The 14888-nt window shown below is 65.6% G+C and carries 17 protein-coding genes; 3 read left to right on the forward strand and 14 right to left on the reverse strand.

Features of this window, described 5'->3' with window-relative positions; genetic code table 11:
- The 3 genes from ACLV8F_RS23860 to ACLV8F_RS23870 all read left to right on the forward strand — a co-directional run.
- On the forward strand, positions 1–228 hold a 228-nt coding region (locus ACLV8F_RS23860), incomplete at its 5' end, for a winged helix-turn-helix domain-containing protein (protein WP_411886681.1).
- Positions 225–1562 (forward strand): ATP-binding protein, encoded by a 1338-nt coding sequence (locus tag ACLV8F_RS23865; protein ID WP_411886682.1) that lies wholly within the window; start codon positions 225–227, stop codon positions 1560–1562. The genes ACLV8F_RS23860 and ACLV8F_RS23865, both read left to right, overlap by 4 nt.
- 148 nt (positions 1563–1710) lie before the next feature.
- Positions 1711–2424: an SDR family oxidoreductase gene (locus ACLV8F_RS23870; RefSeq protein WP_411886683.1), complete on the forward strand. Its 714-nt coding sequence runs from the start codon at positions 1711–1713 to the stop codon at positions 2422–2424.
- A 72-nt stretch (positions 2425–2496) separates the two neighbouring features.
- Here ACLV8F_RS23870 and ACLV8F_RS23875 read toward each other — a convergent pair whose 3' ends face one another.
- The 14 genes from ACLV8F_RS23875 to fliD all read right to left on the reverse strand — a co-directional run.
- Positions 2497–2913 (reverse strand): organic hydroperoxide resistance protein, encoded by a 417-nt coding sequence (locus tag ACLV8F_RS23875; protein WP_411886697.1) that lies wholly within the window; start codon positions 2911–2913, stop codon positions 2497–2499.
- A 183-nt stretch (positions 2914–3096) separates the two neighbouring features.
- Positions 3097–3228: a hypothetical protein gene (locus tag ACLV8F_RS23880; RefSeq protein WP_411886684.1), complete on the reverse strand. Its 132-nt coding sequence runs from the start codon at positions 3226–3228 to the stop codon at positions 3097–3099.
- Positions 3229–3266: 38 nt separating this feature from the next.
- Positions 3267–5084 (reverse strand): cytochrome c biogenesis protein DipZ, encoded by a 1818-nt coding sequence (locus ACLV8F_RS23885; RefSeq protein WP_411886685.1) that lies wholly within the window; start codon positions 5082–5084, stop codon positions 3267–3269.
- Between the two features lie 298 nt (positions 5085–5382).
- Entirely contained in the window at positions 5383–7503 is a 2121-nt protein-coding gene (gene cheA / locus ACLV8F_RS23890; RefSeq protein ID WP_411886686.1) for a chemotaxis protein CheA, read from the reverse strand.
- A gap of 59 nt (positions 7504–7562) precedes the next feature.
- Positions 7563–7943 (reverse strand): response regulator, encoded by a 381-nt coding sequence (locus tag ACLV8F_RS23895; protein ID WP_411886687.1) that lies wholly within the window; start codon positions 7941–7943, stop codon positions 7563–7565.
- Positions 7943–8995: a flagellar motor protein MotB gene (gene motB, locus ACLV8F_RS23900; RefSeq protein ID WP_411886688.1), complete on the reverse strand. Its 1053-nt coding sequence runs from the start codon at positions 8993–8995 to the stop codon at positions 7943–7945. The genes ACLV8F_RS23895 and motB overlap by 1 nt, the downstream gene beginning before the upstream one ends.
- Positions 8996–9025: 30 nt before the next feature.
- Complete coding sequence (motA, locus tag ACLV8F_RS23905) at positions 9026–9889, reverse strand: flagellar motor stator protein MotA (protein ID WP_411886689.1); 864 nt, start codon at positions 9887–9889, stop codon at positions 9026–9028.
- Between the two features lie 42 nt (positions 9890–9931).
- Positions 9932–10582 carry a flagellar transcriptional regulator FlhC gene (gene flhC, locus ACLV8F_RS23910; protein ID WP_411886690.1) on the reverse strand — a complete coding sequence of 217 codons (651 nt, stop codon included), beginning with the start codon at positions 10580–10582 and terminating at the stop codon, positions 9932–9934.
- A 42-nt stretch (positions 10583–10624) separates the two neighbouring features.
- Positions 10625–11014: a flagellar transcriptional regulator FlhD gene (gene flhD / locus ACLV8F_RS23915; protein WP_411886691.1), complete on the reverse strand. Its 390-nt coding sequence runs from the start codon at positions 11012–11014 to the stop codon at positions 10625–10627.
- A 205-nt stretch (positions 11015–11219) separates the two neighbouring features.
- Entirely contained in the window at positions 11220–11528 is a 309-nt protein-coding gene (locus tag ACLV8F_RS23920; protein WP_411886692.1) for an EscU/YscU/HrcU family type III secretion system export apparatus switch protein, read from the reverse strand.
- Positions 11518–12894, reverse strand: a complete 1377-nt coding sequence (locus ACLV8F_RS23925; protein WP_411886693.1) for a flagellar hook-length control protein FliK — start codon at positions 12892–12894, stop codon at positions 11518–11520. Before ACLV8F_RS23925 ends, ACLV8F_RS23920 begins: the two co-directional genes overlap by 11 nt.
- Positions 12891–13217, reverse strand: a complete 327-nt coding sequence (locus ACLV8F_RS23930; protein ID WP_411886694.1) for a flagellar protein FliT — start codon at positions 13215–13217, stop codon at positions 12891–12893. The genes ACLV8F_RS23925 and ACLV8F_RS23930 overlap by 4 nt, the downstream gene beginning before the upstream one ends.
- Before the next feature lie 25 nt (positions 13218–13242).
- Positions 13243–13716: a flagellar export chaperone FliS gene (fliS, locus tag ACLV8F_RS23935; protein ID WP_411886695.1), complete on the reverse strand. Its 474-nt coding sequence runs from the start codon at positions 13714–13716 to the stop codon at positions 13243–13245.
- Between the two features lie 11 nt (positions 13717–13727).
- Positions 13728–14888 (reverse strand): flagellar filament capping protein FliD (gene fliD / locus ACLV8F_RS23940; protein WP_411886696.1); only part of this gene is annotated, 1161 nt, incomplete at its 5' end.

The raw sequence follows: 14888 nt of genomic DNA on the forward strand, positions 1-14888 counted from the left end.
CTGCGCGTGTTCCTGGACCATCCGCAGCGCGTACTCAACCGCGACCAGCTGCTGAACCTCACACAAGGCCGCGACGCCGAATTGTTCGAGCGTTCCATCGACCTGCTGGTCAGCCGGCTGCGCCAGCGCCTGGGCGATGGCGCGCGCGAGCCGCGCTACATCAAGACGGTGCGCAGCGAAGGTTATGTGTTCAGCGCCGCAGTGCAGGGCCGGGCGGAGGCCGCATGACGGTGGCACCTTCGCGCGCATGGCCGCGCTGGCCGCAAAGCCTGTTCGCCCGCCTGATGCTGATCCTGCTGCTGGGCATCCTGGCCGCCCAGGCCATGTCTTACCTGCTGGTGATGTACGAACGCGGCCTGGTGGGCCGCGACCTGATGCTGGACAACCTGGAAAAAGACATCACCAGCTCCGTCGCCATCCTGGACCGCGTGCCGGCGGCCGAACGCGCCGCCTGGCTGCCGCTGATAGACCGCAAGAACTACCGCTACCAGCTGGACGGCGGCATCACTGAGGTGGGCAGCGACAACGAGATCGCCGCGCGGGTCAGCGCATCGATCGACAACGCGGTGGACCAGCGCTACAAGGTTAGCGTCAATGCCATTCCCGGCGACCCGAAACGCGTGCACATCCACCTGGTGCTCAGCGACGGCGCGCCGCTGACCATCAACCTCTGGGCCGCGGCCATGCCGATCTCGCCGTGGCTGCCCGCCCTGCTGCTGCTGCAACTGTCGCTGCTGGCAGTCTGCGCCTTCTTCGCCGTGCGCATCGCGACCCGGCCGCTGCGCCAGCTCGCCAATGCCGCCGATGCGCTGGGTCCCGACCTCAAGGGCACCGCGCTGCCCGAGGGCGGACCGACCGAGGTGGCGCGCGCCTCCACCGCCTTCAACGCGATGCAGCGGCGCATCGCCGGCTACCTGACGGAGCGCACGCAGATCCTGGCCGCGATCTCGCACGATTTGCAGACGCCGATCACCCGCATGCGCCTGCGCACCGACCTGATGGACGACGAAGAGCAGCGCGGCAAGCTGCAGCACGACCTCGACGAAATGGTGGCCCTGGTGCGCGAGGCCCTGACCTATGCGCGCAGCCTGCACGGCGCCGACGAGAACCCGCGCCGCGTGGACCTGGACGCGCTGCTGGACACCCTGCGCTGCGACTACGAAGACGCCGGCAAACCCATCACCGTGAGCGGCCAGGTCGGCCGCCCCGTGATGAGCCGGCCGCTGGCGATGCGGCGCATCCTGACCAACCTGGCCGACAACGCGCTCAAGTTCGGTGAGGCTGTGGAACTGACCGTGCAAGTCAATGCACAGCAAGACATCGAGATCTGCGTGCTGGACCGCGGGCCCGGCATACCGGAGGCCGAACTCGAGGCCGTGCTGCAACCCTTTTACCGCGTGGAGAACTCCCGCAACCGCGACACCGGCGGCACCGGCCTGGGCCTGGCCATCGCGCAGCAGCTGGCCGTGTCCATAGGCGCGCGGCTCAGCCTGGCGAACCGACCCGGCGGCGGGTTGGCGGCGCGGCTGGTGATGCCGGCCGCGTCGGCATTCGAACAGTAAGCCGTAGCCGATCTCGACGCCGCACGATGGCCCAAAACGCGGCTTCTACGGCATTTCAAATCTCTTCAGCCGCCCCAAGCTTTCAAGAGGTCGGCACGCTGCCGGCATGAACGCCGGCCCCCGGTGTTCACCTCACAGAAAGAACACCATGAAGATTGAAAATTCCGTTGTATTTATTTCAGGTGCCAACCGCGGCCTGGGCCTGGCCTTCGCGCAGGAGGCCCTCAAGCGCGGCGCGAAGAAGGTCTATGCGGGCGTGCGAACCCCCACGGCCGTGACGCTGCCCGGCATCGTCCAGGTCCAGCTCGACGTCACCGATGCGGCGTCGGTGGCCGCGGCGGCCAGGCAGTGCGCCGACACCACGCTGCTGGTCAACAATGCCGGCATCGCGCGTTTGAACGGCAGCGTGCTGGATGCGTCCATGGTCGATCTCAGCCGCGAGATTTTCGAGACCAACTACTACGGCACGATTTTTCTGAGCCAGGCTTTTGCGCCCGTGCTGGCTAAAAACGGCGGCGGCGCCGTGGTCAACGTGCTGTCGGACGCGACCTGGTTCTCGCGCCCCCTGCTGGCCTCGTATTCCTCATCGAAGTCCGCCGTGTGGAGTTTCACCAATGCCTTGCGCGTTGAGCTGCGCGGCCAGGGCACCCTGGTACAGGGCCTGCACGTGAGTTTTATGGACACCGACATGACGCAAGGCTTCGACATGAAGAAGACAAGCCCCTTGCAGGTCGCGCAGGCCTCGTTTGCAGGTGTCGAAGCAAACCAGGAAGAAGTGCTGGTAGACAGCTTCACACGCGAAATGAAACAAAGCCTGTCTGGCGACAAGGCGCTCTACCTGAATCCGCCCGAGATCGCCTGATACCCCGGAGCGGACAAAAAAAAGCCGGCCTGCCCGTTTGATCGGGCAGGCCGGCTTTGCCATATGCGGTGTTCAGACGAGGTTAATCACCACACCGATGTTGCCGCGCGTGGCCTTGGAGTAAGGGCACAGCTGGTGGGCGGCATCCACGATGGCGCGGGCCGTCACGCTGTCCAGACCGGGCAGGCTCACGTTCAGGCGCGCCTGCAGGAAGAAAGCGTCGCCGGCCGTGCCCAGGTCCACTTCGGCATCCACGGCAAGGCCAGCCGGCAAAGTCACCTTCTGCGTCGCGGCGGCGCGGCCCATGGCGCCTATGAAGCAGGCCGACCAGCCGGCCGCGAACAGCTGCTCCGGGTTGGTACCCTTGCCGGCGCTGCCGGGCGAAGACAGCGTGATGTCCAGGCGGCCGTCGGAACTCTGGGCTTGCCCCTCGCGCCCGCCGGTGGTGTGGGTCTTGCCGGTGTAGAGGACTTTGTCGATGGTGGTGATGTTGCTCATGGTGGTTTCCTTGTGAAAAATGGAAGAACAAAAAATGCGTCGTCTGTGTCCGAAGCACAGGATGAATTACAACGGGCCGGCGTGTCGCAGCTGTCTCAGCCGCGCAATGTTCTGTACGTATCAGCCGCCCAGACACATTGCGGTACAAATCTCTCCTTTGCCCCGGCGCCTGCTTCAGCGTTCGCCGCGGCCCGAACGCCAGGCGACGGCCACCCGCGTGGGGATGCACTGGCAGCTGAGCGGGTTGCGCAACTCATGCGCAAAGCCCCCCACAAAGAAGGTCAAGGCCATCCAGATTTTTTTCATGATGCTGTTCCTGAAGAGGTGTTGAAGGCTTGACCAGCTCAGCCGAAAGTGAAGGCATAGACATGCGCGCCGGGATCCAGAAACTCGATCTCGAACAGGTGGTCGCCCGCCGAGCCCGGCAACCTGACCAGCTGGTACAGCTTGTGCGCGTCGATCACGCCGCCGCCGTCGGCGGCCACGTCCGTGCCGTGAACCTTGCCGGGAGGCCTGCCATCAACCAGCACACGAAAGCGCACCGGCGCCGCGCCGTCTTCGCGGCCCATCACCAGGTGCAGGTCACGCGCGCGGAAACGGTAGGCCAGGCGTGCACCGGCGCGCGATGCGGCGGCGCGCTCGGCTTGCACCGTCCACTCGCCGCCCAGCGTCCAGTGGTTCAGCTGCAGGCTGGCCGCCGCTTCGTAGCCGTGCGGGCGGTCAGCCTGGAGGCCGCCCGCGGGCACGAAGTTGACGGCACGCTCATGGCCCACATAGGTCTCGCCCGACATGACACGGTCGCCGGGCGCGGCCTGCACGCCTTCGCCCTGGACGGCCACCAGCCCGCCGCCGCGCGTGACCTTGCCGTTCTCGGCCAGCAGCTTCTGGATGAAGCGCTCCGACGCCTCGTAGTCGCCTTCGCCGAACACCCGGTGCCGCACCCTGCCCTGCGCATCGACAAAATACAGCGCCGGCCAGGCCTGGTTCTCGAAGCCGCGCCAGATGGCATGCCGGCTGTCGACGGCGACGGGGTACGTGATGCCCAGGTCCTTGACGGCCCTGCGCACCTTGTCTTCGTTTTTCTCGAACGCGAACTCCGGCGAATGCACACCGATGACGACCAGGCCGGCATCCCTGTATTTGTCGGCCCACGCGCGGATGTAGGGCAGCGTGCGCAGGCAGTTGATGCAGGAGTAAGTCCAGAAGTCGACCAGCACAACCTTGCCGCGCAGGTCCGCGCCTGCGAGTGCGGATGAATTGATCCAGCCGCTTGCGCCGGCCAGCGGCGCGAAGGTCGCTTCATGGGCAACGGCGGTCGCGCCGGGGGTGGCCAGCTTCGCGGCGACCAGGGACGCGGCCCGAGGTGCGGCTTCGGGTGCGGACGCTGCCGTCTCCGTCACGGTATTGCCCATGGCCGGCTTGACTGCGATATCTTGCGGCTTCAATACATCCACGAGCTTTTGTTCGATCCTGGACGTGCTGTTCAATGAGAGCTGGCTCAGCAGCCCCGTGTCCAGCCCGGTCGCGATCAACGCCACACCGGCCAGCACCGCCGCGCCCATGCCGCGCCGCGCCCATTGGCTGATGCCCAGCGAGCGCCGCAGCAGCGCATACACGCGCCCGCCGACCAGCAAGGAAAGCGCCAGCGAGGTCGCCGCACCGCCCGCATAAGCCAGCAGCAACAGCGAAGTGCCCACGTTGGCGCCCTGTATCGCCGCACCGGTGAGGATCAAGCCCAGCACAGGCCCCGCGCACGGCGCCCACAACAAACCCGTGGCCGCACCCAGCACGAGAGACGACACAAAGGCGCGGTCCTTGAGCGTGCCGCCGTCGCTCGATTCCGCGATGCGCGCACCCAGCGCCACCAGCGGCCTGGCCAGGCGGTCGGCCAGTTCCGGGAACATCAGCGTCAAGGCAAACACGGCCAGCAGGCTCAGCGCCGCGAAGCGCCCGTACTCGTTGGCCTGTACCGCCCAGCCACCGCCCACGGCCGCCAGCGTGGCCACCCCCGTGAAAGCCAGCGCCATGCCCAGCAGCATGGGCAGGCCGTTCTTGAGGAAAGGCCGGTCGGCCCGCGCCAGCACAAAAGGCAGCACGGGAAGAATGCAGGGGCTGACGATGGTCAGGACGCCGGCGATATAGGCAAGGATGAGGAAGGTCATGGTCTGGCGGTTTCAGGAGTGGGCACCTCCGTGATTGAACCGCCATCGCGTATCCGCGCTGTGTCGCCGGGGCCGCCTTATGGCATGCGGCTGTATCCGCAGACATCGCGGATACATAGACATACAAAACCCCTGCCTGCGAAGGAGTGCAAATCCTTTCACCGCGCCGGCGTGCAGGATCTTGAATGTTTTATCTGCGCAAATCCGCGTAATCTGTGGATAAAGGAATTCATCCGCAGATTCACGCAGATTGAATACAAAGCATTTGTGGCCAAGGCGGCATCGCCAAGGCCGGACCTCACGCCGCCATGGCCACTTCAAGGGCGCGCGATGCGGCTGCGGCTGCGCTCGCTGCAAGCGCCGGTGCCGCGCGGCCCGGGCTGCGCTGGGCGGCCTTGTCGCGGTTGGCGCGCTGCACGGCCGCCACGTCGATGATCAGCGCGACGTTGCCGTCACCCAGGATGGTCGCGCCGGAAATGCCCGGCACCTTGCGGTAGTTGGTTTCCAGGTTCTTGACCACCACCTGGTGCTGGCCCACGAGCTGGTCGACCAGCAGCGCGAAGCGCGTGCCCTCGGACTGCACGATGACGGCGATGCCCTGGGTGGGCTGCTCCACCGCGTCGGCCACGTCGAAGAGCTTGTGCAGTTCAAGCAGCGCCAGGTATTCGCCGCGCACGTGCATGACGTGCTCGTCGGCGGTGATGGAGTGCACGTCCTTGTCCATGGGCTGCAGGGATTCGATGACGTAGTTCAGCGGCAGGATGTAGACCTCTTCGCCGACCTTGACGGACATGCCGTTCAGGATGGCCAGCGTCAGCGGCAGCACGATGCGTATCGTCGTGCCCCGGCCCTGCACGCAGGCAATTTCCACATGGCCGCCCATTTCATGGATGTTGCGCTTGACCACGTCCATGCCGACGCCGCGGCCCGACACGTCGGTGACGGCTTCGGCGGTGGAAAAACCCGGCGCGAAGATCAGTTGCCAGACCTCGTCGTCCGTCATGGCCTCGCTGACGGGCATGCCTTGCTGCAGCGCCTTGGCCAGGATTTTTTCGCGGACCAGGCCGCCGCCGTCGTCCTTGACCTCGATCACGATGCTGCCGCCCTGGTGCTGGGCCGACAGCGTCAGGCGCCCGACCGGGTCCTTGCCCGCGGCGGCGCGGCGCTCCGGGCCTTCGATGCCGTGGTCCAGGCTGTTGCGCACCAGGTGGGTGATGGGGTCGATGATGCGCTCGATCAGGCTTTTGTCGAGTTCGGTTTCCTTGCCGACGGTGATCAGCTGCACCTGCTTGCCGAGCTTGGCCGAGAGGTCGCGGATCAGGCGCGGGAAGCGGCTGAACACATAGTCCATGGGCATCATGCGGATGGACATGACCGATTCCTGCAGGTCGCGCGCGTTGCGCTCGAGGTGGCCCATGCCGCTGAGCAGGCGCTCGTGCATCACCGGATCCAGCAACGAGGCCGTCTGCGTCAGCATGGATTGGGTGATGACCAGTTCACCGACGAGGTTGATGATCTGGTCGACTTTTTCCACGTCGACGCGGATGGAGCTGGACTCCTTGTTCTGCACCGCGGCCGGCGTGGCGGCAGTGGCACTACCAGCGCTACCGGCGGAGTTGGCCGGCGCGGCATCGGCGACGGCGGCAAGCACGGGCTGGACGGCGGCAACCGCCACCGGCTCCTGCACTTGCGGCGCGGCTTGCGCGGCAGGAGCGGGAGCAGCAGCGCCCTCTTCGCGGATGTCGATCTGGTCGGTCTCGATGATGAAGCAGCAGACCGCGATCACGTCGCTGCCGTCGCAGGCGGTCTTCAGCCAGATGGTCAGGCTGCCCGCCTCCTGGGTCTGCGCCGTCACCTGGCCCAGGTTGGCGAGTTCCTCGCTGAGCAGCTTGCAGTCGTTGTCCGACACCTTGGTGAAACGCACCTTGAGGGTCCGCTCACCGGCGCCCGCGGCCGCGGCTTCGGGCGCGGCCTGCACGGCCACCACCGGGGCCGCCGGCGCGGCAACCACCGGCGCGGCCGCAGGCGTGCCGCCGGCTTCCAGCGCCAGCTGGCGCAAGACGGCGCAGATGGCCGCGACCATTTCAGGTTCCGGCTCGGTGCCGGCCCGGTAGGCACTCAATTGTTTTTGCAACACGTCTTTGGTCTCCAGAAAGGCATCCATCATTTTGGTATTCAGTTTGAGTTCGCCGTGGCGCGCCCGGTCCAGCAGGTTCTCCAGCAGGTGGGTGGTGTCGGTCAGCGCGACGAAGCCGAAGGTGGCCGCGCCGCCCTTGATCGAATGCGCGGCGCGAAACACCGCGTTGAGGTGTTCGCCGTCGGGCGCTTCCAGGTCCAGGCCCAGGAACAGCTGCTCCATCTCGGCGAGCAGCTCGTCGGCTTCTTCAAAAAACGTCTGGTAGAACTGAGTGATATCCATCGAAAAAATCTCTCTTGTTGTGTACTGTGGAGCTGTTGCCGTGCCGCTCCGCGCGGGCTTCAGGCCCTGGCCGGGTGCATCAGGCTGCCCACCACGGCCAGCAGGGTTTCGGGTTCTATCGGCTTGCACAGCCAGCCGGTGGCGCCGGCTTTTTTGGCGTCGGCCTTGCTGGCCTCGTTGCTGAGGGTGCTGAGGACCAGGATGGGCAGTTCCGCCGCATCGGGGCGCGCGCGCAGCTGGCGCGTCAGTTCGCAGCCGTCCATCGGGATCATGGTCCAGTCGGTCAACACCAGGTCGACCGGTTTGGCCGCCAGTTGCGCCAGCGCGGCCTGGCCGTCGCCGGCCAGCAGCACCTGGTAGCCACCTTCTTCCAGCACGGCGGAATTGAGGTGGCGCATGACGGCGGAATCGTCGACCACCAGGATGGTTTTTTTGTTCATCAGGTCGTGCTTTCAGGTTTGGCGGCCGAAGGGTTCAGCGGCGCCGGCCGGGCGCCGCGCGGCGTGTTCACGGACTTGATCCCGGAACTGCTGTTGTAGCTGTCATTCGCGGCGTTCCCGGGGTTCGCGGGTTTGCCGGTATTGGCGGTGTTACCGGTATTGGCCGCGGGTGAAGCCGGCGTAACGGGCGTAATGGGCGCCGCGGGCGTGGCGGTCACCGTGGTGGTGTTGCCGCTTTCGATGTCCGCCTGGGCGCGCTTGTTCAGCACCACGATGCTGATGCGCCGGTTGACCGCCGCGAAGGGATCTTCCTGGTTCAGGTTAACGCTGGACGCCACGCCCATGACGCGCAGGATTTTGCCGTCCTGCATGCTGCCGGCGACCAGCTCGCGGCGCGAGGCGTTGGCCCGGTCGGCCGACAGTTCCCAGTTGCTGTAGGACTTGTCGCCCTGCGAATACACGGTGGCGTCGGTGTGGCCGGTCAGCGTGAGCTTGCTGGGCTGCTCGTTGAGCACCGGGGCGAGCTCGCGCAGGATGCTGCGCATGTAAGCGACCACCACCGCGCTGGAGCGGTCGAACATGGGCCGGTTGTTGCTGTCCACGATCTGGATGCGCAGGCCTTCGGGCGTGATGTCGATCAGCAGCTGGGGCCGGAACTGCCGCAGCACCGGGCTGGTCTCGATCATGTTGTCCAGCCGCTCCTTGAGCGCTTCCAGCCGCTTGCCGTCGTCCGGGTCGTTGCCGCTCTCGGCCTGGGAGTTGCGGGTTTCGCCGTCCATGTGCACGCGGTCCACGCCGCCGCCCGGAATCACGTGGGCGGTCATGCTGCTTTTGCTGCCGCCGGCCAGCGCCACCTTCAGCGGCATCTTGAACTGGTCGGCGATGCCCTCGAGCTGTTTGGGCGTGGAGATGCTCAGTATCCACATCACCAGGAAGAAAGCGAACATCGCCGTCATGAAGTCGGCAAACGCGATCTTCCAGGCGCCGCCATGGTGGGCGGCGGCCTGCACGGGGCGCTTGATGACGATGATTTTGCGGGCGGCTTCGCTCATGGCAGTTCCGTTCGTTGCGTTGGGGGCGCGTCAGCGCGCCTTGACTTCACGCACGTGGACGTCCAGCTCGACGAAGGAGGGGCGCTCCGTCGAGTACAGGATCTTGCGGCCGAATTCCACCGCCAGCTGCGGCGCGTAGCCGTTCAGGCTGGCCATCAGCGTGACCTTCACGCACTGGTAGGCCTTCAGCGACTCCGCCACCTTGTGCTCGATCAGCGTGGCCAGCGGCGACACAAAACCGTAGGCCAGCAGGATGCCCAGGAAGGTGCCGACCATGGCGTGCGCGATCAGCTGGCCCATTTCCGCGGGCGGCAGGTCGGCCGAGGCCAGCGCGTGCACCACGCCCAGCACCGCCGCGACGATGCCCAGGGCCGGCAGGGCGTCGCCGACGCGCGCCAGGCTGTGGGCCGGCACTTCGGCTTCATGTTTGTAGGTTTCGAGTTCGTGCTCCATCAGCTGCTCTATCTCGAAGGGGTCGGTGTTGCCGCTCACGATCAGGCGCAGGTAGTCGGTCAGGAACTCCAGCACGCGGGCATCGCCCAGGATCACCGTGTAGGGCGCAAAGATCGGGCTGTTCAGCGGGTCGTCGATGTCGGACTCCAGCGCCATCATGCCGTCCTTGCGGCCTTTGGAGAGCAGCACGTAGAGCAGGGCCAGCAGCTCCATGTAGAGCGCCTTGTCGTGCTTTTTCGAGGCACGCAGCAGCTTGGGCAGCTCTTTGACCGTGGCGCGTATGGTGCGGCCGTCATTGCCCGCGACGAAGGCGCCCAGCGCCGAGCCGCCGATGATCAGGAATTCCAGCGGCTGGTACAACACGCCGAAATGCCCGCCCATCATGGCGTAGCCGCCGAAGACGGAACCCAGTACGACCAGATAGCCAATGATTACGAGCACGAGGTTCTCCTGCGGATCAATAAAAACGAAAACCGTCCGCCGTCAGGCGCTGCGGGAGCTGTTCATCACGTTGGCGAGCCATTGCGAGGACGACAGTGCGGGCGTATGGCCGATGGCGCCGACGGTGCCGGCGGCGTCGCCGGAGGCATCGTCGGCGACGTCGCGCCTGGCGCCGCCGGAGGGGCGGGTCTTGCCGGCGCGCGACGGGGGCCGGCACAGCACACACACATAGTTGCTCTGCGAATCATGGGCGTGGGCGACAAACAGGCCCGTGCAGCGCGTGCAGGTGCTCAGCTGCAGCATGTCGCTGTCGAAAAAGCGCACCAGCGTCCAGGCCCGGGTAAAGTCCAGCACCGGCTCGCCGCCCTGCTGCTGCACCTGCTCGATGTAGAGGCGGTAGCTTTTGATGATGGCGGAAATCCGCGTGCAGCCGCCGTGCGTCATCATGAAACGGTAGATGTTGTAGAACATCGACGAGTGGATGTTGGACAGCCAGGTCATGAACCAGTCGGTCGAAAACGGCAGCAGGCCCTTGGGCGGCGACGTTCCCTTGATTTCCTTGTAGAGCTTGATCAGGCGGTCGCGGCTCAGGCTGGTTTCCGCCTCGAGAAACTGCAGGCGTGCGCCCAGCTTGATCAGGTCCATGGCCAGGTGGATTTCCCGGGCTTCGACGATGACGCTTTTACCGGCCATGACGGCTCCCGGAAAAACAGGCCGCGGCGAGGGCGACCGCGATCACCGCGCGGCCTCAAGTTGTTGGCCGGACAGCAGGATGGCCGCATGGGCCTGCTGCAGCGCCGGGTTTTTGCCTTCCAGCGTCAGCGCCGACAGCATGGGGTGGTCGTCGAAGCGGAAACGGCACAGCAGCAGGCTGGAGCCGGCCAGTTTCACAATCTGTGAAAGCGACAGGCTGCCCAGCAGGTCGGCCAGCTCCCGGCTCATGCCCAGGCGGAACATCGCCAACGCGATGTCCTCGCTCACCAGCCGCTTTGCGAGCAGCAGGTAGGCCAAGTTCAAATCACCAATATCGTTTGCGGTACCAGTTTCAATCACTTTGGGTTCCTGTTCTTTCAAAAATTTGCTTGTACAGAGGGGACCAAACCATCGAACCGACAATTTCGCCACCTATCACAGATTGATTGAGATGTCTGTCCTACAACTTCGTCTCAATTGCAATTTTTAACACATTAAACTGACAATTACATGAATAAATCAAATTTATCAATTTCGTAACATTTAAGCGTCAAAACAAGAAAAATAAGTAGTTAACTATCGAATCTATAAAAGCTGCTGATATGTCATTTCGATGAAAAAACAACAAATCTACTTTTTAAGTAGTAATTTCATCAGTTTCAAGCTGATGCATCCATGTAAGCATTTCCGCCACGGCCAGGTACAAATTGGGCGGAATCCGCGAATCCAGGTCTACATGCATTAACAATTTCACCAATTCGGACGACGCGTGGACGTAGAGGCCGCTGTCCCGCGCCCGCTGCACGATCTGCTCGGCCACCGCCCCGTAACCCTTGGCCACCACCGTGGGCGCCTGGCCGCCGGCGCCCAGCGACAAGGCCACGGCACCGGGCCGATCGGGGTCAAGCCCACGGCCTTCGGGCTGTTCCGGCCGCTTATCCGGCATGGCTGCCTCCCCTGGATTCCCCGGCCTGCGCCGCGCCGGCCGTGCGTTCCGCGCGGCCTATCTGCAGATCCGTCAGTTCCAGCCCCACGGCGCCAAAGCGCCGCGGCAGTTCGGCGCGGGCCTCCTTCAGGACGGCCACCGTGCCGTCCTGCGAGGCGTTCAGGCGCAATTGCAGCGCCGCGCCCGCCAGTCCCAGGCGCACGTCGACCATGCCCAGCCGGGGGAATTTGAGGGTCATGCGGGTCGTCCAGGCCGAGGGCGCCGTCGGCGCGCTGCCGTCCTCCGCCCCGTCTTCGTGGCCTGCACGCTCCTCGTTTTCATGCGGCGCCTGGCGTATTTCCCAGTCCATGGGAATGCCCGGCCAGCCTTCGCCGCTCCAGCGGAACACCGGCACCGCCAGCATCTCGAGCTGCTGGCGCACCAGGCTCACCGCTTCGGGATGGATGGGGGTCGCCGCGGGGTGGCCGCCGCGCGCGGCGCCATCGGGAGCTGCGTCGGAAGCTGCTGCACCGGCATCCTGCAGGGAAAAATCGTGGGGGCTGGGCGCTGCGTGGTCCGGCAGGCCGGTCGGGCCGTAGCTGGTGGCTGGGCCGGCGGGCTCGGGCGAATGGGCGCCGCCCGGCGAGGCCAAAAGATTTGTGAAAGCCGGAGCCGGGCCCGCAAGCTGCGGCGCGGCCAGTTTCGACACCACGTCCGGCGTTTCCGGCAGGTCCGCCGCCGGTGCGCTCTCTATATAGAGAGGCACGCTTGGCACGCCCGGCGCCCCAGCTACATCGCTCGAGGGAAGCACCAGGGCGGCAAGCGGCGGAATGGCCGGGCCGGCGGCGGGCAGGCGAAGGCCGCCCTCCGGTGCGGGCGTTTTTCCGGCCGGGGATGCCAGGCCGGCCTGCGGCTCCCGCGCCAGCTGCGCCAGCGTGCGCTGGCCGGCCGCGAACTGCTGCAGGTGGGATTCGTAAAACAGGCCCGATTCGGCCACCGTGCGCGACAGTGCGGCCGCCAGCACCGGCACCGCGGGCGCCCGCATGTCGGGCAGCAGCGGCGCCAGGCCGCGAACGGCGGGCGTCGTGCCCACGGGAAGTTTCAGCAGCGCGCTGACCGTGCGGGCCGCCGCGCTCAGCGTGACGGCGCCGCCGGCCCTGGCCTGCGAGAAGTCCAGCGCGGCGCCGCCCCCGCCAACCAGGCCGGGGCCCAGCTGGCGCTGCAGCGCTTCGCGCGAAGGCAGGCGGACGTCGTTCTCGACCTGCTCCACATCGCTCACGGCGCCCGGGCCGGTGATTGCAACCTGCGCCTTCAGCGGTACCAGGTCCACGCGCTGTCCCAGCCGCGTGGCCAACAAGGTATCCACCAATGGCGTGACGGCGCTCATGACAGGTGGGCGTCGTCCGGCTGGCCGTAAGCCTTGTGGAGGCTGCGTTGCTGCTCCAGGCTTTTCATGACGCCGACCAGCTTGGCGAGCTGTGGCATGACCATGTTGTAGATTTCATTGGAGTTGGCGCTGATGCGCGTCAACAACGCGTACTTTCGCGCCGACTGCGCCTCGTCCAGCGAGCTCAAGGGCTCGATGTCCTTCAGGCGCTCGACCATGCTGCTGTACACGCCCTCCAGCTGGGGCAGCTCGCCCCACTGTTTGGCGCGCGCCAGCACGAGCATGCGCTCGGTCAGCGGGGCGATCTGTTCGTAGCAATGCATGACTTCACTCTGGGAGCCCATAGGGTCAGGCCCCCGCGGAGAAACGCGCGGCGGCGGGTGCATCGGAGGCCACCAGTGGCTGCGTGCGTTGCGGGTCGATTTCGCGCCACGCGGAGCTGATGCTGTCCAGCAGCCGGTCGGCCTCGTCCAGCAGCGCCGGGTCGTTGCGCAGGTTGGCATACAGCAGGCGCTGCGTGACGTAGGCGTAGAACGCCGACAGGTCCGCCACCAGCTGGGCGCCGGCCACGCCCGCGGCGTCCGCGTCCAGGCTGGCCTTCAGGCCGTTGTCGACGATGTTGATGGCCTTGGAAATGGCCTGGCCCTTGGCGCTGATGTCCTTGTTCGCCATGTGGTGGCGCGCCATGGCAATGGCCGTTTTTGCGCCGTCGAACAGCATCGTGATCAGCTGGTGCGGCGAGGCGCTCATGGCGCCTATTTCGATGCCGACCTTGGCGTAGGCCTTGGCGCCCGTGTTGTGGGAGTGAGCTGGGGTGTACATGGAGGTGTCGGCTATTTGTTGGCGTTCATCGCATCAAACTGCGCGGTCAGGTAATTGCTGGTCGAATTCATGCTGGACATCATGATGTCCAGCTGGGTGAATTGCTTGCGGTAGCGCTCCACGGTCGCATTCACCCGGGTTTCCATGGCGTCGTACTGGTCTTCGAGCTGCTTGAGCGTCGTCGTCACACCGTTCGCGGCAGCCGTCAACGGTCCGCCGCTGGAGGTAAAGCTCAGCGCCAGCGCGGACAGCTGTTTTCCGTATCCCGCCTTGTCGGTCGCCGTGCCGGCAAACAGCTTGGCGACCCCGTCCAGGTTGGTGTTGAGGGCCGTCTCCAGCTTCGTGGCATCGACGGCCAGGGTGCCGTCCTTCTGGAAGGACACGCCGATCTTCGACAACATCGTGAGGTCGCCGGGCCCGCCGCTCTGCGGCGAGGTCAGCGCCTGGCGAAGGCTGACCTGGAGGTTGCGCAGCGTCGAGTCGCCCATCAAGGCGGAGCCCTTTTTGGTCGTTGCGTCGTAGCTTGTCAGTTCCTTGCCGGTGGCCAGCAGGCTGTTGTAGGCGGTCACAAAGGCATTGATGGCCGATGTCATGCTGGCCGTGTCACGCGACACCGTCAGCGTGCTGTCGCCCGGCTTGACCAGGGTGAGCGTCACGCCCTGCATGGATTCCTTCACGGTATTGGTCGCGCTGGTCACGGGCATGCCGTCCACGGTCAGCTTGGCATCTTTCGCCGCCGCCGTTTCCGTCATGTTCTGCGGGGAAACCGGGTTGTGGTCGAGCAGGGTTCCCAGCGCCGTATTGCCTGTCACCGAGATTTTCATGCTCGATGCCTCGCCGGTGTCGCTGGACACCAGGACGAGGCGGTAAGGCGTGCCGCTGCCGTCATTCACGATGCTGGCGGACACCCCCGCATTGGCGGCGTTGACCGCATCACGGATGTCTTCCAGCGAGCTGTCCGCGGCAATCGCAATGCTGGCGGGTTTCTTGTCCGCGTTCACCGTGAAAGAAGGCGTGGTGGGAAGCCCCGTGCCCGCGTCGACAACGGAAGGCACGAAGGTGCCGAAGCCGATGGAAATGGTGGCGGCCCCGCTGCCGATGGTGGTGGTCGCGCTGGCCTGCCCCTTCGAGGCCAGCGTCTGCGCCTGCGCAAGCTGGGTCACATTGATGGC

The organism is Polaromonas sp. YR568, assembly GCF_943369675.1.
In the GTDB taxonomy this organism is placed as follows: domain Bacteria; phylum Pseudomonadota; class Gammaproteobacteria; order Burkholderiales; family Burkholderiaceae_C; genus Polaromonas.